A 21,922-nucleotide genomic window follows, 5' to 3' on the forward strand; every position below is an offset into this window, starting at 1 on the left:
GCATGGTCTTACAACGGTTTTGCATTTATCGCCTTTCGCAGAAAACCTCCTGCATCTTTTAGCGCCATCCGCGCTTTTTCCACGTCCATTCCCGTTTTGACCATCAATATCGCCAGCTTCACATCATTGCTTGTCTGATCGAGAGCTTGGCGCGCCTGCTCGGTGGTACAACCGGTTGCCTGCATGACAATACGCGACGCCCTGGCCACGAGTTTTTTGTTGCTCGCGTGCACGTCCACCATGAGATTCTGATAGCTCTTACCGATCCGTATCATACTGGCCGTCGTCAGCATGTTAAGAATGAGCTTTTGTGCTGTGCCCGATTTCAAGCGGGTTGACCCGGTAAGAACCTCCGGACCGACAACGGGGGAAATCGCGATATCGGCAATTCCGGCAATGATTGAATCCGGGTTGCAGGACAAGGCGATGGTCGAAGCCCCTACCAGTTTGGCGTAATTCAGCCCGCCGATCACGTAGGGCGTGCGCCCGCTGACCGCGATCCCCACAACCACATCCTGTGCCGTCAGCCCAATGTCCCGCAGCGCTTGCTCACCCCTATGAGGATCATCTTCAGCACCTTCAATTGCTCTGACCATCGCCTCGGGACCGCCCGCGATCAGCCCCACGACTACACCTTCGGGTACACCGAAGGTTGGCGGACATTCCGAAGCATCCAGAACCCCCAAACGGCCGCTGGTTCCCGCTCCCATATAGATCAGCCTCCCCCCGGCTTGGAAGGCAGTGACGACCCGGTCAACCGCCGCTGCGATATGCGGAATAACCTTCTCGACAGCCGATGGCACGCCTTTGTCTTCATCATTGATCTTCTGCAAAATATCGGCAGTCGGCAGAAGATCGATCTGCATGGTCTGCGGATTTCTGCCCTCGGAGACCAGTTTTTCCAACTCGGATATCAACGCTTGCTCAGTCATCGGCCAACTTTCGGGAGAACTGCCTCTAATGAAAATGCGATACCGGCGAAAAGCGATGAGATCGCATCTCACCGGGGTCGTCCGCGTATTGCTGAATTGTCTATTCCGCATCCGGAATCCGGCCGCTCGCTCCCTGCTGCAACAGTTCTCATTCTTTTTATGTTAACTTTTTATGATTTATTATTCCTTATGTCAATATAAATTTGGAATTATATATTCCTAACCGGACGCTTTTATCCATCGGCTGAAACTGGCAGTTCACTTGCCGTCCGCAAACGGAAGGCCGTGATTGAGCGCCGCTTACCGACAATGATGATGGGCCGTTGCGGTCTGAAATCTCAGCACGATTTTCTCGCCAGAATGATCGCACCTGAAACCGCATCACCGTCGGCTGGTTTCAGGCGGCGGCGAATGTCGGGAGCCAGCCAAGGTTCCAGTGGCGTCGACAGCCCTCCGAGAAGCGTGACGCGGGGCGCACCTTTTTCGATCAGCGCGCGGACGATGGAGTCAATCTGTTCGGCCGCTCCCTGAACCAGACGCCGCCCCACCATGTCACCCTGATCGGCATGGCGCATCACCATGGGCGCAAGGACGGCATAATCGGTCGCTGTCGCCCGATCCATCCACGCAACCACCTCCACAGGGTCGTTCTGGAACCGCTGCATCACTTCGCCCAGCAATGCGCTCTGTTCGTGGCGGCCATCGAAAGCCCGCAACGCGAGTTGAACGGCCTTCAATCCGAGATCCGCGCCACTGCCCTCATCAGATATTGGAAAGCCATACCCGCCAACCCGCAGATCGCGCCCTTCGGCAAAACCGAGGCCGATGGAACCCGTTCCGGCAATGACGATCGCGCCATCCGCGCCGGAGTGTGCCCCCAGACAGGCAGCAACGCCATCGCTCGTGAAAGCGATGCTGGCAAACGGATGAGGGATAGCCCGAAGCGCCTCGAGCGCGCCTTTGCGGCCGATGCCGGCAAGACCGATACCGGCATGTATGCGTGCGGTTTCCCGCTCCGTGAAACCGGCTTCCGCTATTGCCGAGGTAAAGGCGCTGGCAACGGACGCCCAGGCCGCGTCCACGCCAAGACGGGTTGTCGCAGGTCCGGAGAGCCCTTGGCCGAGGACCGCACCAAAGCCGTCTTCGATGCGGGCGCGGCAGCCCGTGCCGCCGCCATCGACGCCAAGAAAAAACGGCTTCTCATGCTTCGCGTCGCTCATGAGCTGATCCGCTCGATATCCGCGCCGCAGAGCCGAAGCTTGCGATCCAGTTGCTCATAGCCGCGATCAAGGTGATACACCCGGTTGATGATCGTCTCACCTTCGCAAACGAGCCCCGCCAGAACGAGCGAGACGGAAGCCCGCAAGTCCGTCGCCATGACCTGCGCACCGTGCAGCGGTTCCCCGCCGCGCACCAGCGCGGTCGTTCCCTGCAGCGTTATGTTCGCCCCCAGACGCATGAGCTCCGGGACGTGCATGAAGCGGTTTTCGAATATGGTTTCGCGCAGCAGCGATGCGCCCTGGCTCTGGCACGTCAATGCCATGAACTGGGCCTGGAGATCCGTGGGGAACCCCGGATAGGGCTCCGTGGTGATGTCCACGGCCTTCAGCGGCCCCTCCCGAGACACAATCAGGCCCCGGTCGCTGGGCCAGACGCTGACACCTGCCGTTTCAAGCGCCTGCACGACGGAAGCCAGATGCTCCAGGCGGGCATGGGTCAGCTCGAGCTGGCCGCCGGTAATGGCCGCAGCGATTGCATAGGTGCCCGCCTCTATCCGGTCAGGGATGATAGCATGCCGGGCGGAGCGCCATGTCGTATCACCTTCCACAAGGATGCGATGCGTCCCGGCCCCTTCAATGCGGGCTCCCATCGCATTGAGGCAGGCGGCGAGGTCAACCACTTCCGGTTCGCGTGCAGCATTGAGGATTTCGGTTTCACCTATTGCTGCGGTGGCCGCCATCATGGCCGTTTCAGTCGCCCCCACAGAGGGAGAGCTAAGAACAATACGGGTTCCCTTCAACGAACCCTGCGCAGATGCAACGATGACGCCGTTCTCGATGGCAATATCGGCGCCAAGCGCGGCAAGTGCACTGACATGCATGTTGACGGGCCGGGCACCAATTGCACACCCGCCCGGCAGCGAAACCCTGGCATGCCCGAAGCGGGCGAGCAGCGGCCCAAGAACCAGTATGGTCGCACGCATTCGCCTGACAGTGTCATAGGATGTTTCCTTCGACACAACGGCGCTTGTATCGATGGTTGCCGCATGCGGCGACCGGTCAATGCGCGCGCCGTGGAGTTGCACCACGCCCAGCATGTTCTCGACATCGTTGACAGCCGGCAGATTGGTCAGTTCCAGCGGATAGGGACTCAGCAGCGCAGCGGCGATTTGCGGGAGTGCCGCATTTTTCGCGCCGGAAATCGTCACCGCGCCTTCCAGCCTGTTTCCCCCGATGATCCGTAATCTATCCATGATAACCACTGCCTGATCTGAGGAGCATGAAAACAGGGTGGGTTTCGTTCGACACCCTCTTCACCCGCAGGCTGCGTCCGGTATAGACGGTGCAACCATCATGGCGATGCACAAAAACTAATTGATCATTCCACGGTGTCAATTGATTTAGGAATATATTATTCTACGTCAGATTGTTTGCGGCGCGGTGCTTTTATCGGGAACGCTTCTGACGCCATTGCGAGGAGTAGCCAGTGCTTTGAATTGACGGTAGGTATGTCATTTCGGCGCGCTTGAAGGCTCCGATTATTCCATAGGTCCGCGCTTTGGCGCGAGCAGCCTGAACTGCCAACGCGCAAAGGAACGCATGTCTATACTGCAGAAAATCAATGCACAGTTGGACTCCATGGCGCCTGCCGATCGCCAGATCGGGCAGTTCATCATCGACAATCCGGATCAGATGCTGCGGCTGTCATCGGCTGCTCTGGCCGTGGAGACGGGCCGAAGCCAGTCCAGTGTGGTGAAGTTCAGCCAGAAGCTCGGCTACGCCGGCTATATGGAGCTGAAGCTCGCGGTCAGCGAAGCCAAGGCACAGGAATGGACAGCTCCGGCGGGAATGATCCACGGCACGATCGAAATAGGCGACAGCTATCTCGTGATCCTGCAGAAACTGATCGGCAGCAAACAATTGTCGATGCAGCAGACGGTTGCCGTCAACAATGAAAAAGACATCGGCATCGCTTTGGAAATCCTGCGCAAGGCCCGGCGCATTCATATGGCAGGCGTCGGCGCATCCTCGCTGGTGGCACGGGATTTTGCCTATAAGCTGATGAAGCTCGGGCGCAATGTGCTGCACGACAGTGACAGCCATGTCCAGATGGCCAACGCATCCACGCTTGGAGCTGATGACGTCTTGTTCGCCCTCTCCTATTCGGGTGACAGTATCGAGACGTTGCGCATTGCCGAGCTTGCCAGCCAGCGCGGCGCGACCGTCATTGCCGTGACCGGGCTGAAGGACAATCCATTGAGCCGCGTGGCGGACATCCGGCTTTACACCTTTGCCGATGAAGAACGCGTTCGCTCTTCATCCATCACCGCAAGGGATGCGCAACTGACGCTGACCGATCTATTGTTCATCCTGCTTATTCAAGGGCAACCGGATGCCCATGAATATATTCACAACAGCGAAGTTGCAGTCTCCGTTCTGAAGGCTGAACACCTCTAGAAACCCGGGCCGGCAACCCATACCGGCCGCTACCTTGACGGGTTGATCACGCCAAATTGCCCACCTGCTCCACGTTCGATGCGGGGGACGGCGATTTGATCCGGGGGAAATCATAGCCATTCACCTTGGATGTCTTGTATCCGGCCCCGACCAGCGCTTCGGCAACCTTGACGGCCGCCGTGACGCCGTCAATGACGGGAATACCGGTCGCGGCACTGAGCCGGTCGCACAACAACGACATGCCCGCACAACCAAGAACGATCGCTTCCGCGCGGTCTTCCAGTTTCGCCTTGCCGATTTCAAGCACGAGAAGACGCTCTGCCTCGACCGGGTCTTCATCCAGTCCCAGCACCGGCAGATTGATGGCGCGCACGTTGCGGCAATGATGGTTCGCGCCGTAAGCACTGACCAGATCTTCGATGATCGGAATGGAGCGGGGCAATGTCGTGATCACCGTGAAGCGCCGGCTGATCGTCATCGCGACCTGTATGGCGGCCTGGCAGATGCCGATCACGGGGCCGCGTGCAATCTCGCGAGCCGCATGCAGGCCGGGATCATCGAAGCAGGCGATGACATAGGCATCCACGCCTTGCGCCTGCCCTTTGCGTATTTCGGAAAGCATGGCCGGAACAGCCATGGCCTCGTCGGCCCCGCCCTCGATGCTCACCGGCGTATCCACGGGATTGACTGCGGTGATCCTCGTTGTCGGATAGGCCACCCGGACGGCACTTTCCAGAACCTGGGAAGTCATGGACGCAGTGGAGTTTGGATTGATGAGAAGAATATGCACGGTCGAGTTCCTTCAGCGCCACTTAATCGCGGCGGGATTTGGTAAAATCGGCAATTGGCGGAGCCGCCAGAACGAACTGTCGATCGGAGGTGATGTAATTATCAGCGTGGAGACGGGCGATGGGCTGATAAACGTCGGGATTGACGTAGCGCCCCTCCGCGTCAAGGCAATCGCGGCGCACATGCATGTGGACGACTTCGCCAAGGACAAGCACCCGCTTTGGAAATTCGATCAGGCGCTCGACGCGGCATTCCAGGGCGCAGGGAGCCGTGGCAGCATACGTTGCATCGATTTGATTGCATGCGGCTGCCTCAAGACCAGCCATCTCCAGTTCATCGACCTCGCTGTCGAAACCCAGCCCGCAAATGAGCATCTGCTGCGCCATGCTCATATCCACCATGTTGACGGCAAATTCACCCGTCCGGCGGATATTGGCGATCGTGTCTTTCTCTTCCCCCGACGGCCGTGGTTGTACACCGAGGATCAGGATCGGCGGATCATGCGAGAACACGTTGAAGAAGCTCATGGGCGCCGCGTTGCTGTGACCGGCGCTTGAACGGGTCGTTACCAGGGCGATCGGCCGCGGGCCGATAAAATTCGTCAGCAGACGATATCGGCTCTCCGGTTCAAGCTCTGTAAAATCAAACTGCATGCCGACTCTCCCGTTTCGCTATATAGTATACAATTATTGGGCATTATTGTCTACAATCATGCAGACAAAACGAGTTGACATTTTCCATTTGATCGCGATTGTCTGTCACAATCGGGAGACAGGTACATGACTGAACAAGCAGGGGCTTCAACACAGCAGATTGTTGAACGGGTATGGCTTTCCATTGCCGAGCGCAGGCTTCGGCCCGGCGTGCAACTTAAGGAAGGGCAACTGGCAGCGATCTTCGACGTCAGTCGTGCCCGCATCCGCCAGGCATTGGTTGCACTTGAACGGGATGGGCTCGTCACGATCATCCCGAACCGCGGCGCATTTGTCTGCCAACCTTCGGTGGATGAAGCACGGGATGTCTTCTTTGTCCGCCGTGCGGTCGAACGCTGTATTGTCGAGCGGCTTTGCAAATCAATCTCCAAGGTAAACGTCACGCGGCTGCGAACCCATGTTTCCAAGGAACGAACCGCCAATGCACAGGATAGCACGACCGATATCATCAAGCTGTCAGGCGGCTTCCATCTCTTGCTTGCGGAGGTCGCGAACTCGGACTTTCTTTTCGCCACGATGCGCGATCTGATCGCAAGAAGTTCCCTCATCACTGCGGTCTACCGCAACACCAATCGCTTCAACTGCGGGCCGGACGAACACGCCGAAATTGTCGACGCAATCGCAAATGGCGATCTTTCCAAGGCAACAGGGCTCATGGAGCACCACCTTGAACATGTGGAGGCCGAGCTCGATCTGAGCGAAATCCGCGATCTTCCGCACGATTTGCGTTCCGCGCTGGCCTGAACCGCCGACCGTCATTCTGCGGCAGTTGCCATCTTCTCCTCGACCAGATGGCATGCCACGCGCGTGCCGCCCTGGAGAGTACGAACCTCTGGCACTTCGGCCGAGCAGCGTCCAATGGCAACCGGACACCGCGGGTGGAAAGTACAGCCGGATGGCGGCTTGAGCGGGCTCGGCACCTCGCCGCCGCCAACGACCCGGTCCCTGTTCGGCTGCTGCACATTGGGGATCGTCTGCAGGAGAAGCCGCGTGTAGGGATGCCGCGGATTGGCAAACAGCTCTTCCGTATCCCCCTCTTCGACGATACGCCCGAGATACATGACCGCTATGCGGTCCGACATATGCCTGACAACGCTCATGTCATGGCTGATGAACAGATAGGTAAGGCCAAGTTCGTCCTGCAGCTTGCGCATAAGGTTGAGAACCTGTGCCTGCACCGACACATCGAGCGCAGATGTCGGCTCGTCGCATACGAGGAATTCGGGTTCGCTGGCCAGCGCCCGTGCGATTGAAATACGCTGGCGTTGACCGCCCGAAAACTCATGCGGATATTTTTCGCCATCCGAAGCCGATAGCCCGACGGTCTCGAGCAGTTCCTCAACGCGATCAGCGATTTCATTCGACGTTTTGAGCAACTTCATCTCGCGCAGCGGCTCGGCAACGATGTTCTTCACACGCCACCGGGGATTGAGCGAGGCATAGGGATCCTGGAAGATCATCTGCACCGAAAGTGGCGCCCCATTGCGTCCCGGTGCAAAGCGAAGTTCGCCACTGCTGGGTTTGTGCAACCCGGTTACAAGACGCGCAACCGTTGATTTGCCGCAGCCGCTTTCTCCGACGATGCTGAGGCATCCGCCTGTGGGCACGGTGAAGCTGATGTCATTGACGGCTTGCAGAAGCTGACGCGGCTTGCGCTCGATAACCCGGCTCAGCCACGGTGCCGAGACATCGAATGTCTTGACGAGACGTTCGGCGGTAAAAGCCGGCATTTTTTGTCCGGTCCCGGTCATGCTGTTCCTCCCGCATTGAGCCAGCAGGCGCTTGCGCCATCGCCCGCCAGCATGAGTTCAGGTTGCTCTCGAATACAGCGCGGTCCGACCGATTTGCAGCGCGGATTGAAAGCACACCCATCCGGAATCGCGTCAAGCCGGGGCATGGATCCGTCGATCTGGTTGAGGCGCTCCACGCGGGCAGCAAGTGCCGGAATGGAAGCCATAAGGCCGCGCGTGTAGGGATGCGCCGACGCGTGCAACACCTGATTGACCGAACCAACCTCGATCAACCGGCCCGCATACATGACCGCCACCCTGTCGGCTGCTTCTGCGATGACACCCATATCATGGGTGACCAGCATGACAGCCGTGCGCTTCTCCTTGCAAAGTTTACGCAGCAGCGAAATGATCTGCGCCTGAATGGATACGTCCAGCGCCGTGGTTGGCTCATCGGCGATCACCAGCTTGGGCGAGGCCGCGAGTGCCAGGGCGATGACCACTCTCTGCCGCATCCCGCCCGAGAACTGGTGCGGATAATGGTTCACCCGCTCATCCGGAGAAGGAATGCCGACCTCTCCGAGTAATTCGATCGCCCGGGCTTTCGCCTGCGATTTGCTCATGTTGAGATGCTGGCGGATTGTCTCGCTCAGTTGGGCACCCACCGTGAACAGCGGGTTCAGCGAGGTCAGCGGATCCTGAAAGATCGCACCGATTTTGCGGCCGCGGATTTTTTCCATCTCATAGTCGTCAAGCGTATCAATCCGGCGATTTTCGAGCCAGATTTCGCCGCCGCTGATATGGCCGGGGCGCTCAAGCAGACCTTGAATGGCCAGACCGGTCATCGACTTGCCGGCTCCGGATTCGCCGACCACGCCAAGAATCTCGCCTGCCCGGATGTCGAGACTCACATCCGAAAGCGCGGCCACTGTTCCGTGGCGTCCGGGGAATTCCACCGTGAGATTGCGAACCTCAAGGATGGGCTGATCCATTGTTTCACCCATGTGCGCTGCTCTCTATTGGATAACTCGGAGGGAATATTTCGGCGACCGATGGATGCGCCCAACTTCGCTCGGGATATTTGGCAATCAGTCCGTCAAACTGTTTCTGTATGCGTTCCCGGGCAGACATTATGTCGATGCCTGCAATCTCACCGAACAGCATGGAAGGACGCCCATCGACAAAGGCCGCCCGTGTCACCTTGCCAGACCCGCCGGTAACAAGCGTCGTGATCGGATCGATCGATGGCGCCATGATCGCATCGTCAAGGCCGAACACCGCAATATCCGCGCGCGCGCCCTGCGAAAGATGGCCGAGGTCCGTTCTGCCGAGCGCCCGCGCACCGCCAAGCGTTGCGGCGTCGAAAAGATCAGCGCTGCGCACCCGGTCCGGTACCCCGTCATTGATACGCGATGTGATCAAGCCGATGAGCAGATTCATCAACATGTCGGCCGGTGCCGTGTCGGTACCCATCGCAATATTGATCCCGCGGTTGCGGCATGCGGAAAACGAGTTCAGCGTATTGCCGCCACGGGCAGACACCAGCGGACAATGCACAATTGAAACACCGTTGGCCGCATAAAGGCGAAGATCTTCGTCCGTTGCGTTGGTTGCGTGCGGCGCAATCAGCCGCTCGCTCAAAAGTCCCGATTGCGCGAGCCAGACCGGCGCTGTCGAGCCATGCAGCGCACGGACCGTATCGACCTCCATGGCGCCCTGCGCCATATGCAGGCGAATCCTGCAACCGAGTTCGCGTGCGGCAGCATCGGTGCGTTGCAGCAATCCGGCCGTGCATGTCTCGACGCGGTCGGGTGCAAGCATACCCCGCACGAGATCTCCGTGACGGCCGGTCTGCCGTTCGATGAAGCGCACGGCATCTTCCAGGCCACGCAAGCCGCGCTGCTCATCGAACACCGGGCGTATCTGGCCCGGACTTTCAAGGACCATGCCGCCCGAGCGGTAGGCGGGACTGAGATAGACCCGCAAGCCGAGGTCTCCAGCCGCATCCGCAGCGGCATCGAACTCGGCAACGGTCTCACCCCACTCGCGATAGAACAGCGACGCGATCGGCGCGGCGGTGGTTATGCCGTTCAGCAGAAGCTGACCGAAGGCAAACCGCTTCTGGAAGGCCAGCTCTTCCGGCGTATACATCTCGTAGGGCCCCGCCTCGACATAAGAGCGTGGCCAGACCCGCCCCTTGGCCCAACCCGGATGGTTGTCGATGCCGAGGATCGTCGTGTCGAGATCGGAAAGTGCGTCGAGGTCGATGAAACCCGGACTGATCAGCGATCTCCCGAAATCGACACGGCGTGCCACCTCCCCCGAAAAGTGATGCCCGACGAACAGAATTTCGCCGTGCTCGAACACAACTTCCCCATTATGGACAAGCCTATGGGCACCATCCCGATGGCCAAGCACCCAATCGGCAGTCAACAGGGTCCGCCCTTCGGGCCTGCGGCCAAGCGTCAGCGTCTCGAATCCGGCTTTTGTCATGGCATGTCCACAATGGCTTGGCCTTGCCGTGCCGTGACACGTCCGCCCTTGATGACCAGCGGACGCGGGGCAATGTCGACAACCGCATGCGCCAGGGTTTCACCCGTCAAAAGGGTCAGATCGGCCGTACACCCGACTTGCAGACCATAACCCTCGATCTGCATCACGTCAGCGCCGCCCTGCGAAACGATATGCAGAACATGTTCAAGTTCGCGGTCTTTCCGCAGCCCGTTTTTCATACCGATGATCTTGGCACGGTCGAGCATGTCGGGCTGGCCCCACGGCCCCCAGGTGTCGCGAATGCCATCGCAGCCGCCGCCGACGCGTATGCCGGCTTCCTTCAGTCGCATGACCGATGGAACCGAAGCAGACGGCGCGCCCGTGGTGAGGATCGCCACATCGAGTGCTGCGAGTTCATCCATCAGCTTTCCGACCCGCAGATAGTCGTTCATCCCGAGTGCGAACGCATGGCTAATGGCAACTTTACCCTGCATGCCGTTTGCGCGGATACGCTCAAAAATGAGCTCCATGGTGAATGCGCCGAGATCCCCGACCTCGTGCAGATGAATATCGATCGGCCGTTGATGTTTGACGGCAAGCGCGAATATCGTGTCGAGCTGGCCCTTCGGGTCGCGATCGATACCGCAGGGATCGATACCTCCCAGCACCTCGCAGCCTTGCCGTAGCGCCTCGTCAAGCAGTTCGGCGGTGCCGGGCATGACCATGACACCGGACTGGGGGAAGGCAACGATTTCGATATCGATGATACCGCGCAATTTCTCGCGGGTTTCCCAAACGCCTTCCACGATGGACAGGCCGTGGGTCGGGTCGATATCGACATGGCTGCGGATATGGGTTGCACCATGCGCGGCCAGCCCGATCGCATGCCGCATGGACTGCCGGTGCGGATCAATGCCGATCGCACTGCGGTTCTCGCGCTCAAAATCAATGCGCTCGCGCAGCACGGCCGCCCGGTTGTTTTCGTGCCACGGCATGCCCCATGTCGTCTTGTCGAGGTGGGTGTGGGCATCGATGAGGCCCGGAATGACGATGGAGTTGCCTCCATCCTCGACCGGTACGCCCGGCTCCGGTGCGAATTGACCGAAACCGGCTATTTTCCCATCCTTGATCAGGACATCACAGCTGTCGCCGGCCATGGGCCGTACATTACGGAGCAATAGATTGGTCATGTGTCATCTACCTCAATTTCGGGTTTAGAGCGTCGCGCAACCAGTCGCCCAGCAGGTTCACCGCAACGACGAGAAGGCAAAGCTGGAGCACGGGAAACAGCACGATCCACCACGAACCGGAAAACAGGAACTGGTTGCCGATGCGGATCAAGGTTCCCAGCGACGGCTGGCTGGGTGGCATGCCTATGCCGAGGAAAGACAGCGTCGCCTCAGTCAGAATCGCCATGCCGAAGTTCAATGTCGCTGCCACAAGGACCGGTGTGAGCGTGTTTGGCAGGATATGGTTGGCCATGATCCGGCGAGCCGGTACCTTGATCAGCCTGGCTGCGTGCACATAGTCCTTGCCGCTCTCCACAATCGTCTGGGCGCGCACGGTGCGCGCATACTGAACCCATGCCGACAGCGCGATAGCAAACACCAGCACGGCCGAAGCCCCCATTTCCCGAAGATCCGCGGGAAGCATTTGCCGAACGACCGTCGAAACCAGTATGGCGACGAGAATGGTAGGGATCGAAAGCGTGACATCGCCGATGCGCATCAGAAGGTTATCGACAAAGCCGCCGAAATAACCCGCCACGAGGCCGGCACTCATGCCGATCACCAGGGACAGGGCGACCGACGCTATGCCGATGAAAATCGAAATGCGTGTCCCGTAAAGGATGGCCGAGAGCATATCGCGGCCTTGCGTATCGGTTCCAAGCAAGTAGGGCCATTCACCGTTTTGCTCCCAGATCGGCGGCAGCTCCGCCTTCCACATGTCCAGCTGTGCCCCGTCATAGGGGTTTTGAGCCGCGATCAGCGGCGCAAACAGGGCCGTCAAGATCAGGATTGCCAGAATGATGGCACCCGCAATTGCTACCTTGCTATGCGTGAATGACCACCAGAGGTCGCTGTTGCGCATGCGCCTGAGTAGGGGCGCTCGTGCAGGCCTTGGCGCTTTCGGTGTCTTCGATACGTCTGTTGTCATCGGACAGGTCCCTGACTCTGGGGCTAGCGTGTGCTGCGCAAACGCGGATCGATGACCGCATAAGCGATATCCACGAGCATATTCAGAACAACGAAAATGAAAGAGATGATGCACAGATAGGCCGCCATTACGGGGATATCGATGAATGTTACAGCCTGGATGAACAGCATACCCATACCCGGCCACTGGAACACGGTTTCCGTGATGAGTGCGAAAGCGATCAATGAGCCCACATTCATTGCCGTCATCGTGACAACCGGCATGAGGCAGTTTCTCAGCGCGTGGCGGAAATAGATGCGCCAGCGGGGAATGCCCCTCGCCCGGGCGAATTTAATGTAGTCGGACCGGAGCACCTCCAGCATTTCGGCCCGCACCAGCCGCATGATCAGCGTGATCTGGTAAAGCGACAGCGCGATTGACGGCAGGATGAGGGCGGCCCGTCCAGACGATGTCAGCAACCCGGTCGACCACCAGCCAAGTCTGACGACGTCGCCGCGTCCGAATGCCGGCAGCCACCCCATGCTGACCGAGAACACCAGGATCAGCAGGATACCGACGACGAAACTGGGCAACGACACACCGACGATGGAGAGGAACTGAAGCCCTTCGGTGTACCATTTGCCGCGCTTGATCGCGGTAAGAACGCCAAGAGGAATGCCGAACACCAGAGAAATCAGTGTTGCCACCAGCACCAGTTCCAGGGTTGCGGGAAACCGGTCAGCGATCAGCGTCAGAACATCCTGGCCATTGCGATAGGAGATACCGAAATTGCCCTCAGCCGCATGGATGACAAAGCGGATATACTGGGTGGGCAGGTTATCGTTGAGACCCAGGCGTTCACGCAGATTGTCGCGATCGGCCTGCGTCATCTGTTCATTCGCCATAAGCTCAACCGGATCGCCGGCGAGCCGGAAAATCAGGAAGGCGAGCATAGCCACTGCGAGCATCACCAGGATTGCGTTTGCCAAGCGCCTCACAATAAAAACCAGCATCTGTCGCCTCCCTTAATTCTGTCTGCCTTGAACCCGTCAAGGCAGAGCGCCACGTCTACTTGGCAAAATGCGTCAACCAGTGACGGGGCTTGTTGTCGGGCAGTTGAACGATATTATCGATCTTGTCCGTCATCACCCAAGCCATGGGCTGCTGGTGCAAGGGAAGCATGATGATCTCATCCTTGACCATCTGCAGGGCCTTGGTCTGCAGCGCCAGCCGCTTGTTCCTGTCCATCTCCGTCGAGGCCTGTATGACCAGCTTGTCGATTTCGGGATAGCTCCAGCCGCCCCAATTGAAGACACCGGCATTGTCCGACTTCGTCTCAATCATCTGCAGCAGAATGGAGTAGCTGTCGAGCATCGGCTCATTGGCCCAACCGATCAGATAGACATCAGCCTTGCCATTGGTCCGTTTGGGCGTTTGTGCCGCCACCGGTGCAATGTCAAGCTGCGGCTTGAACCCGGCACGGCTCAGCATGTTGACCATGCCCTGGCAGAGCTCCTCCTCGTTGACATAGGCGTCTGTCGTGCACACAAGCGTGAAAGCGAAATCCTTTGCCCCAGCCTCTGCCAACAGCTTCTTGGACAGTTCCGGATCGTAGGAAACCGGCTTGTCGAGCGCCTCGGTATAGCCCGGAATTTCCGGTGCAATAATCGCACCGGCCGTACGCGATTTACCGCGCATGATCCGCTTCTGGATCAGTTGCGGGTCCAGCGCATGGGCGAATGCCTGCCGGACACGCAGATCATTGAACTTATTATCATCGCCGTTGGTGAGCTTCGGCTTGCGATTGAACCCCATCATGACCGTCCGCAGATCGGTCCGTTCCATGACCTTAAGTTCGGGTTGGGCCGAGAGGCGGGGCAGGTCCTGGGAGGGCGCGTTATCCGTAAAATTGATCTCCCCCGACAGGAGAGCCGCAACGCGGGTGGCTGCCGACGTTATCGGGGTGAACTCGATACGGTCTATATTGGTTTCAGACTTGTCCCACCAATTCGGATTCTTGATGAGAACCGTCTTGCTGTCCGGCACCCGGCTTTCAATGGTGAAGGGGCCTGTGCCATTGGCATGGTAGGTCGCATAGCCCTCGAGCTTTGCGCCGACGTCGGTCGGCTTCAACGAATTGTTCTCCGCAAGCCAAGCGGCGTTGAAAATGTGAATGTTGGTCAGATCGTTGAGCAGAAGCGGGTACGGACCCGTCAACTCGATGTCGATCGTGTAGTCATCGACCTTTTTTGCAGATTTGTAGGCGGGCAGATTTCCACGCAAGGGCGAGGTCTTGTCACTCACGCGGGTGAGCGACGCCAAGACGTCATCGGCGGTAAAACCCGCGCCGTTGTGGAATTTCACGCCCTTGCGCAGATGAAACCGCCAGACCGTGTCCGACACCGTCTCCCACGATGTGGCAAGGGCTGGCTCAATCTTCAGCTTGGCGTCGTACCGGACCAGGCCTTCATAGACGTGGTTCAGGAAAGCAAGCGTATAGCTGTCACCGTAGGAATAGGGATCGAGCGAGTATATGTCATGGGGCGCGCCCCATTTGAGTGTTGCGGCTTGGCCTGGAAAAATCAGACTCATTGCCACCGTGGCCGCGAGGCCTAGTTGCTTCAACATTGTGGTTTGCTCCGCTTCTGGACGTTTGCCGCCTCCTTGAACGGAGGTCTTGCCTTGGTTATCAGACAGCGCCAAAGGCGCTGCAGATCAGTCTGTCATGCGTGTCAGCCAATGCCGCGGCTTGTTGTCGGCCCGGATCACGACGTTCTCGATTTTGCTGGTCATGGCCCATGCCATCGGCTGCTGGTGCAGCGGGATCATGATCGCCTGATCCTTCGCAAATTTCAGCGCGGCGGTTTCAATCGCCAGGCGCTTGTCGCGATCCTGCTCCGTGGCGGCCTCTTTGACCATCTTGTCGAGTTCGGGATAGGACCAGCCGCCATAGTTTGCGACACCGTCGGCACCGTGACGGGTGGAAAGCACCTGAACAAGGATCGAATAGGCATCGAGCGTGGGCTCGTTGGCCCAGCCCACCATGTACACGTCGGATTTACCGCTCGAGCGTTTTGGCGTCTGCACGGCACGCGGGCCGATATCGAGCGTCGGCTTGAAGCCGGCGCGCGTCAGCATGTTGACGACACCAGAGCAAACGTCCTCCTCGTTCACACTTTCATCGCTCATGCAAAGATAGGTAAAGGCAAGATCGCTCTTTCCAGCCTCGGCCAGAAGCTTGCGCGACAATTGCGGATCATAGGTTGCAGGCTTGTCCAGCTCGGCGCTGTAGCCCGGTATCTCCGGCGCAACCAAAGCACCGGCGGGATGCGCCAGTCCGCGCATCACCTTCTTGTTGATCAGGTCCCGGTCAATTGCATGATCGAACGCCTGCCGCACCCGCAGATCGTTGAATGGATTGTCACGCCCGTCCGTCAGCTTTTCCCGGCGATTGAATGCGATGGAAATGGTTCGCAGATCCGAGCGCTTATCGACCTTGATGCCCGGCGTCGATTCAAGGCGGCCGATATCCTGGATGGGCGCCGCGTCAACCAGATCGACTTCGCCGGACAACAGAGCGGCGACCCGCGTTGCCGCGGATGTAATCGGTGTAAACTCGATGCGATCGATATTGTGCTTCTTCTCGTCCCACCAGCCGTCGTTCACGACAAGGATTGTCTTGCTGTCTGGAACGCGGCTTTCAAGCTTGAAAGGCCCGGTCCCGTTGGTGTGGTAGGTTGTGTAGCCTTCGACTTGCGCGCCCACGTCGGTGGGCTTTTCGCTCTTGTTGTCGATCAGCCATTGCGCATTGAACATGAAGATGTTCGTCAGATCGTTGAGAAAGAGCGGCGACGGTGCCGAGACTTCAATATCGACCGTATAATTGTCGACCTTTTTCGACCCGACGTAGAGAGGAATGTTGCCCCTGAGCGGCGAGCTCGGATCACTCACACGCTTGAGCGATGCAATGACATCATCAGCATTGAAATCCGCGCCATTATGGAACTTCACGCCCTGGCGGAGCTTGAAACGCCAGTATTTGTTGTCGATCAGCTGCCATTCCGTGGCCAGCGCCGGAACAACCTTGAACTCAGGCGTGTAACGGACCAGGCCTTCATAGATATGATTAAGAAATGCCAGGTTGGATGTCGAACCGTAGGAATAGGGATCGAGGGAGAATATATCCCGTTGTCCGGCCCACCGCAGTGTCGCAGCCTCTGCCGCTGTTCCAAACAATAGCAATGATGTCATTGCCACCAAGACGGATTTTCGCAGTCGCGTCATCGGCATTTCCTCCTCATGTGTGCCCCGTCGTCAGGCTTGCCCGCGACTTTTATTTCCCTCCATAGGCCACAAGGATTTTGCTTTGTCAACGATATTGTCGACAATTTTCTCTGTTATTGGCACCAATAAAGTATACAGTTCATGTGCAGCCATCGCTGAATTCAGCGCAGGCCTTCAACGATGCTGTTGTCGAAATAACACTTCCCCTTTGCCAGACACCGCAGTATCGCCGCCATACTTTCCCGGCTTTGGACCGAGAAGCGGCTTGTCCAAGATTTTCTCATCCATAAGAAAGCGATCGAACAGCCGGGAGAAAGCAATATCAGGCTCGCCGCACGGCATGAAAGTTGGCGACAAATTCTCCGGCGGGCGATCAAGCAGCAATGAACCGCGCTTCATGAGATAACCAGCCATGGCGCCGGTGTGGCCGGTAATGACAATTGTTCCGGCGATCATGCGATAGCCGGCATAATCGCCACAACCTTTGAGTATCGCGATGGTTCCGCGGCGAAGGCGGTCCCCCGCATAATTTGCGGCCTTCCCGCGGACGATCAACAGGCCGCCCTCCATGCCGGTGATTTCTCCGGCAAGCGGCCCACCGAGATAGTCTCCGGCATTGCCTTTGATCTCGAGCCGTCCATTGATCATGCCCGAACCGGCATGGGTTCCGGCACTCCCGTCCACATACAGCGCGCCGCCGGACTGCCTTCTGCCCGCCTGGTTGCCGACATCCCCCATCACTCGGACTGATCCGGCACTCAACCCTGCCCCCACCTTGTCAAACCGTGAACTGCCGCCCTCGAACACGATATGGTTCACGTCTTTACCGGTGATCCTGAACACATCGCCGACCAGGGCCGGATTACGGCTCGTCCCGATGCGCAATTTGGCAATCTGGACATCCGTCAGTCCGGCCAAAGCCGCAGGCGTCAGGCATGATAGATCCAGACGTTCGACCGGTTGGGCCAACAGCGAGAAGGTCAACGCTTTCATGGCAGCAGATCCTTCAGATGATAATGGAATTTGCCAAGCTTGCCGCCGTAATTGCCAGCGCTTATTCGCAACGCGCCCTTTTCCGGACCAAGATCAATGGCCGCCTTCAACCCCGCGCGCATGGCAGCTGCAACCGCATCACTGGTTTCCCCATCAATGACGATTTCAAGCACCGCGTTGACCCCGGGCGTCAAGGCGCTGTCAACAACGCCGCGCAATGTCGGTGCAAAGGCGTCATTGGTAGAAGCCATCATCCCCTTGTATTTTCCGCCCACTTTCGAACCGGAACGAACGATCCCGCCGGGAAATGGCATGATCACTCCCGCTACTTTCTCGATGGCGGAAACCGCGTATTCCGCCGCATTCAAGGCTTTGGTGTTATCAGCCGCGAGAAACAGCAGATTGCCACCGCCAACCGCAAGCTTGGTCAGCCCCGTTGTTGCTTCACACAGGAATTCGCCATCCATGACGGGAACGCGCCAATAATGCTTTCCGCCAAATTTCTTTGATATCTGCCAGCCGTCGCCGAAGTAGCGCAGCGAATTGCCGAGGTCGAGCGGAGCCGTCCCTTCGAGACCGGCAAAGCAGGCACTTCCCGGCGAAGTCAGCACACATTGGCCAAGCCTGCTTTTCAATTGCTTCTGCAGATCGTCGGTTCCCATGGCAAAAATCATCACGCGGCATCCCGGCCGCCCGTCCGGCGTCTTGGATGCGGGCAAATCGACATCAATCGCGGCCTCGCAACCGCAGCCAATAACCGAGGTCGCATAGCCTGTCATGGTGATGGCGGCCTGCCGCGCCCATTTCAGGGTCGGCGCGGTGATGATGATGGCCGTCGCACGCATGCCGAAAGCTTCGGCGAAGGTATCGTCAATAAGAACGCCATTGCGGCTCAGCTGTTGCATGGCACCTCGGCAAACGGTTCGTCGCGCTGGATGGCAGAATCCGGAAATGTGAACCAGTCCAGTGACAGTCCATAACGCTCTTCGTGATAGGTCTTCATGCGCTTGATTATCGCCTTGTCGGGCGGCGGATTGAGCCGAAGCGTTTTGCCCCAACGATATCGACTGACCTTGCCATTTTTAACGACCAGATCGCCATTCTTGAAAACCAATGCGGCCTCGCGGAACATTTTGGCGATATCCCTGCCCTTCCGGTATACGGCGATATCGGCAATCGCCCCTGCTCCCAGATGACCGCGATCCTTGAGACCAAGCAATTTGGCGGGCGCCGCCCGGGTCATGATCGCGATCTCTTCCAGGGTATATTCGCGACGAACCGACGCGAGCGTCGTCAGTTCAAGCGCCGCAGCATTGAGTTCCGCCGATTTCGTGTCGCGGGACGCACTGCTCATCAGCAGTTCGAACAATTCCGGATAGGCCGTGAATGGCGCGCCATTGGGATGATCGGTCGTGAAGAACACCCGCCATGGATCGGTGATCAGCAAGAAGAGCTCAAGCCCGATAGCCCATTGCAGCGAACCGTAGTAATCCTGTTTGTAGCGATAGGGCACGATTCCGCCACCGCCATTGCCGTCACCATCAAAGATGATTGTCTTTTTCGGACTGGCGTTGCCGATGGCGGAAAACTGCCGCATCACGTCCGAGGAAATTGTCACGGTCTGGCCGAACATGACCTGACCGACATCGATTGTGACATCAGGATTGGCATTGACGGCTTCCGCCAGCCGCGCTGCCTCCGACGAGAACTTCCGCTTGCCTCCGGTGCCATAGCCATAGAATTGCAGATGGGCCAGATGCAGGGGCACACCCTCCGTTGCCGCGATGGTTGCAGCCGCCGTATCGGCGCTGCCGGCAATGCCGAGATTGTTGGCGTGGACATGCAGCGGATGCGGGATGCCAAGCCGGGTCACGGAGGACTGAAGCGACTTGACGATCTTGCGCGAGCTGACGCCATATTCCGGAACCACGTCATCCAGCGCGAAGGAGCGGACATTGTCCTTGAACGCCGCAGCTGCGCCGGCATTGATGACTTTGACACCAAGAGCGCGTGTTGAACCGACCACCCACGCCACATAGTCGTCGATCATTGCCGACGATTTGCCGTCACGCAGCAACGACAGGGTAAAATCGTCATTGCCGAGTATCGCCAATGTCGCCCTGTCAATAATCGGAATATCGGCCAGCTCCAGGTGCGTATGCAACGCGGTGTAGGGCGCCATGGCCGGCTCCACCACCGTCGTGAAACCCATTTGCGCATAGAGGCAGCCGGTCTGGAAAGTCGACCAGCCTGCATTCAACAGTGGCGTATTGGCAGGCCTTGGCATGTGTGCCGCGTGATGCTCCGGCAGGAGCAGGCGCGCGGTATTCACATTGCCGCCACCGATATGGGAATGAATATCGATAGCGCCAGCCATGACGATACAACCCGAAACATCGTGGGTTTGATCTGCCGTTTCATCCGTTGGCGCATCGATGAGCACCTCATCCCTGATCCAAACGTCACGCTGGCTGGTTTTGCCGTTGACGGGATCGACGACGTCACCGCCTGACAACCGGATCAGCATGCGAATTCCCTTCTTCCAGGCAATGCATCAGCCAATTGGCCTATGACCTTTGAAACACTGGGCAGATGCGACGGTGTGGCGGCCTGTACCGCTCTGAACGTGCCGATCCGGCTCGAATAGGCAACACCATCATGATCCACCCCAGCCTGACCAACGGCAATCGTTACCGCCGCGCCAGCTGTTGGCACTTCGGTCCGGCTCAACGAAATCAAGGCGACCTCCCCCCCCCTGGGGGGACTTTGACCGCCACGCCCCGACACCCAGACATGAAGATCCGCTTCCTTCGCATGAATCATGCGCTGGACGTCCCATTGCACCGGGTCATAGCTTGGGAGGCTATTGATAAAACCTGTCCGGAGTGGAAATCCGGTCATCCACAGCGAGGCAAGAGCAGAACCCCATGCATCGTCGTCAGCCGGCAGGAATACACTGCTGGCACGCCCCATTCTGTTCAGGTCGGCGATCAACCCCTGCAACATGACGAGACCCGCAGTTTCAACTGAACTGCCGGAAAACACGAAAACCGGGAATTGCGCGGTCGCCAGGGCCTTTTCAAAAGAATCGATATTGCTCAGCGAGGACAATGCAGGACGGCCCTGCAATCGAGCCCGCAGAACCGCCAGCGTCGTTTCCAGCGAAAGGCCCTCGCCGCGCAGCGGTTTAGCCTTCAACTGCCGCAGAAGTTTGCCATGCAATGAACTTGTTTCATCGCTCGCGATGTGAAACCAGCGACGGCTGTGTTTGTCACCAAGATCGGGTTGCGAGGCCGCCCAGGCCTGCAAAAGGTCGTGGTGCAGGGGCGGGATTTCACCGACCAGAATGATCAGGCTGGAGCGACGGCGCGCTTCTCCCGGCGTCGTGAACATGCCGCCATGATTTGTGAACAATGCAACTTCATTTGCAAGCACCTGACCTTTGGCGTGATCGTAAGCGCCGCCCAACATGGTCGCCAGCGCGATGGTGCTGCGCGTGCCATGCACATCCGTATCGAGAGTGAAAACTGGGCAGCGGCATGATGCCAGAAGCTTCGCAGCATTCCGAATTGCATCCGTCAAAGGTACCGGCTGGCTGCCAATCCATGCAACCGACATATTCCGCAACTTTCTGGTGCCAACCTGAGCTTAGCTATTTTTTTTCGAATGTGAACCCTATGGAGATGCAAAAGTTTACGGGATCAATTGTCGTACTTGATATAGGCAAAGCGCTGGTCAGTTTGCGGCGTCCCTTCAAGCGATCCCGCCTCCTGGCCCGGCTGCCACTGGACAACGCTTTCAATCTTCGCTGCAAGATCGAAGTCCTTGTCGGTAACGCCTTTGGCAGCATGGTTCATCAACAGCACCTCCACCCAGGCATACGATGCCTTAAGATCCGGATGATGCCAGGCCGCCTCCGCCAGATGACCGATGGTATTGATGACCATCAGGGTCGATTTCCAGCCATGCGTCTTGTATTTCCGGCGAATCCAACCGTTCTCATAGCGCCAGTGCGGCAGATCTTTCTCAAGTCTCGCAATAATTTCAGGTTCTGAATACACCTTTTCAGCGGGCCTCGTCCCTTTCGCTTCTTCAACCATTTGACCAATCCTCCACTTCTTTGCTCATGGTGCTTGCGCCTCGCCCGAAAGACGATATCATACTGCAGGGCCCGA

The 21,922-nt window shown here is 58.2% G+C and carries 20 protein-coding genes; 2 read left to right on the plus strand and 18 right to left on the minus strand.

Going from position 1 to position 21,922, the window contains the following annotated elements; all coding sequences use genetic code 11:
- Positions 1-8 precede the first annotated feature (8 nt).
- From murQ to murA, 3 genes are all read right to left on the minus strand, one after another.
- The gene (murQ, locus tag AC1Q5O_RS22480; RefSeq protein ID WP_492566064.1) at positions 9-932 is read right to left on the minus strand and encodes an N-acetylmuramic acid 6-phosphate etherase; all 924 of its coding nucleotides are present in this window, start codon (positions 930-932) and stop codon (positions 9-11) included.
- Positions 933-1,270: 338 nt separating this feature from the next.
- Positions 1,271-2,152, minus strand: coding sequence for a glucosamine kinase nucleotide-binding domain-containing protein (locus tag AC1Q5O_RS22485; RefSeq protein ID WP_464663780.1), 882 nt, complete (start codon positions 2,150-2,152; stop codon positions 1,271-1,273).
- Positions 2,149-3,405 (minus strand): UDP-N-acetylglucosamine 1-carboxyvinyltransferase, encoded by a 1,257-nt coding sequence (murA, locus tag AC1Q5O_RS22490; protein WP_464663778.1) that lies wholly within the window; start codon positions 3,403-3,405, stop codon positions 2,149-2,151. The genes AC1Q5O_RS22485 and murA overlap by 4 nt, the downstream gene beginning before the upstream one ends.
- Before the next feature lie 346 nt (positions 3,406-3,751).
- Here murA and AC1Q5O_RS22495 point away from each other — a divergent pair, with 346 nt between their 5' ends.
- On the plus strand, positions 3,752-4,609 hold the full coding sequence (locus AC1Q5O_RS22495) for a MurR/RpiR family transcriptional regulator (RefSeq protein ID WP_288191445.1): 858 nt from the start codon (positions 3,752-3,754) through the stop codon (positions 4,607-4,609).
- 46 nt (positions 4,610-4,655) lie between these two features.
- Here AC1Q5O_RS22495 and AC1Q5O_RS22500 read toward each other — a convergent pair whose 3' ends face one another.
- Together AC1Q5O_RS22500 and AC1Q5O_RS22505 are read right to left on the minus strand one after the other, a co-directional pair.
- Positions 4,656-5,399 carry an aspartate/glutamate racemase family protein gene (locus AC1Q5O_RS22500; RefSeq protein WP_492566067.1) on the minus strand — a complete coding sequence of 248 codons (744 nt, stop codon included), beginning with the start codon at positions 5,397-5,399 and terminating at the stop codon, positions 4,656-4,658.
- Between the two features lie 22 nt (positions 5,400-5,421).
- On the minus strand, positions 5,422-6,051 hold the full coding sequence (locus AC1Q5O_RS22505) for a flavin reductase family protein (RefSeq protein ID WP_464663773.1): 630 nt from the start codon (positions 6,049-6,051) through the stop codon (positions 5,422-5,424).
- A gap of 126 nt (positions 6,052-6,177) precedes the next feature.
- Between AC1Q5O_RS22505 and AC1Q5O_RS22510 the strand changes: the two genes are divergently transcribed.
- A complete protein-coding gene (locus AC1Q5O_RS22510; protein WP_223614320.1) occupies positions 6,178-6,855 on the plus strand; it encodes a GntR family transcriptional regulator in 678 nt (225 codons plus the stop codon).
- Positions 6,856-6,866: 11 nt separating this feature from the next.
- On the opposite strand, the gene AC1Q5O_RS22515 is transcribed toward AC1Q5O_RS22510, so the two are convergent.
- The 13 genes from AC1Q5O_RS22515 to AC1Q5O_RS22575 form a co-directional block, all read right to left on the minus strand.
- Positions 6,867-7,862 carry an ABC transporter ATP-binding protein gene (locus AC1Q5O_RS22515; protein WP_492566069.1) on the minus strand — a complete coding sequence of 332 codons (996 nt, stop codon included), beginning with the start codon at positions 7,860-7,862 and terminating at the stop codon, positions 6,867-6,869.
- Positions 7,859-8,833 carry an ABC transporter ATP-binding protein gene (locus tag AC1Q5O_RS22520; RefSeq protein ID WP_492566071.1) on the minus strand — a complete coding sequence of 325 codons (975 nt, stop codon included), beginning with the start codon at positions 8,831-8,833 and terminating at the stop codon, positions 7,859-7,861. The genes AC1Q5O_RS22515 and AC1Q5O_RS22520 overlap by 4 nt, the downstream gene beginning before the upstream one ends.
- 4 nt (positions 8,834-8,837) lie before the next feature.
- Positions 8,838-10,334 (minus strand): amidohydrolase family protein, encoded by a 1,497-nt coding sequence (locus AC1Q5O_RS22525; RefSeq protein ID WP_492566073.1) that lies wholly within the window; start codon positions 10,332-10,334, stop codon positions 8,838-8,840.
- A complete protein-coding gene (locus AC1Q5O_RS22530) occupies positions 10,331-11,524 on the minus strand; it encodes an amidohydrolase family protein (protein WP_492566075.1) in 1,194 nt (397 codons plus the stop codon). Before AC1Q5O_RS22530 ends, AC1Q5O_RS22525 begins: the two co-directional genes overlap by 4 nt.
- Before the next feature lie 7 nt (positions 11,525-11,531).
- Entirely contained in the window at positions 11,532-12,491 is a 960-nt protein-coding gene (locus AC1Q5O_RS22535; protein ID WP_464663764.1) for an ABC transporter permease, read from the minus strand.
- Between the two features lie 23 nt (positions 12,492-12,514).
- On the minus strand, positions 12,515-13,483 hold the full coding sequence (locus tag AC1Q5O_RS22540) for an ABC transporter permease (protein WP_464663762.1): 969 nt from the start codon (positions 13,481-13,483) through the stop codon (positions 12,515-12,517).
- 55 nt (positions 13,484-13,538) lie between these two features.
- Positions 13,539-15,098, minus strand: a complete 1,560-nt coding sequence (locus tag AC1Q5O_RS22545; protein WP_492566078.1) for an ABC transporter substrate-binding protein — start codon at positions 15,096-15,098, stop codon at positions 13,539-13,541.
- 87 nt (positions 15,099-15,185) lie between these two features.
- Complete coding sequence (locus AC1Q5O_RS22550; protein ID WP_472460308.1) at positions 15,186-16,754, minus strand: ABC transporter substrate-binding protein; 1,569 nt, start codon at positions 16,752-16,754, stop codon at positions 15,186-15,188.
- Between the two features lie 174 nt (positions 16,755-16,928).
- Positions 16,929-17,747: a formylmethanofuran dehydrogenase subunit C gene (locus tag AC1Q5O_RS22555; RefSeq protein WP_492566080.1), complete on the minus strand. Its 819-nt coding sequence runs from the start codon at positions 17,745-17,747 to the stop codon at positions 16,929-16,931.
- Complete coding sequence (fhcD, locus tag AC1Q5O_RS22560) at positions 17,744-18,652, minus strand: formylmethanofuran--tetrahydromethanopterin N-formyltransferase (protein ID WP_492566081.1); 909 nt, start codon at positions 18,650-18,652, stop codon at positions 17,744-17,746. The genes AC1Q5O_RS22555 and fhcD overlap by 4 nt, the downstream gene beginning before the upstream one ends.
- Positions 18,640-20,274 carry a formylmethanofuran dehydrogenase subunit A gene (locus tag AC1Q5O_RS22565; protein ID WP_492566083.1) on the minus strand — a complete coding sequence of 545 codons (1,635 nt, stop codon included), beginning with the start codon at positions 20,272-20,274 and terminating at the stop codon, positions 18,640-18,642. Before AC1Q5O_RS22565 ends, fhcD begins: the two co-directional genes overlap by 13 nt.
- A complete protein-coding gene (locus AC1Q5O_RS22570) occupies positions 20,268-21,365 on the minus strand; it encodes a tungsten formylmethanofuran dehydrogenase (protein WP_492566085.1) in 1,098 nt (365 codons plus the stop codon). Before AC1Q5O_RS22570 ends, AC1Q5O_RS22565 begins: the two co-directional genes overlap by 7 nt.
- An 83-nt stretch (positions 21,366-21,448) precedes the next feature.
- A complete protein-coding gene (locus AC1Q5O_RS22575; protein WP_464663753.1) occupies positions 21,449-21,847 on the minus strand; it encodes a 4a-hydroxytetrahydrobiopterin dehydratase in 399 nt (132 codons plus the stop codon).
- Between the last annotated feature and the right edge of the window lie 75 nt (positions 21,848-21,922).

It is taken from the genome of Phyllobacterium sp. MT110 (assembly GCF_058792715.1).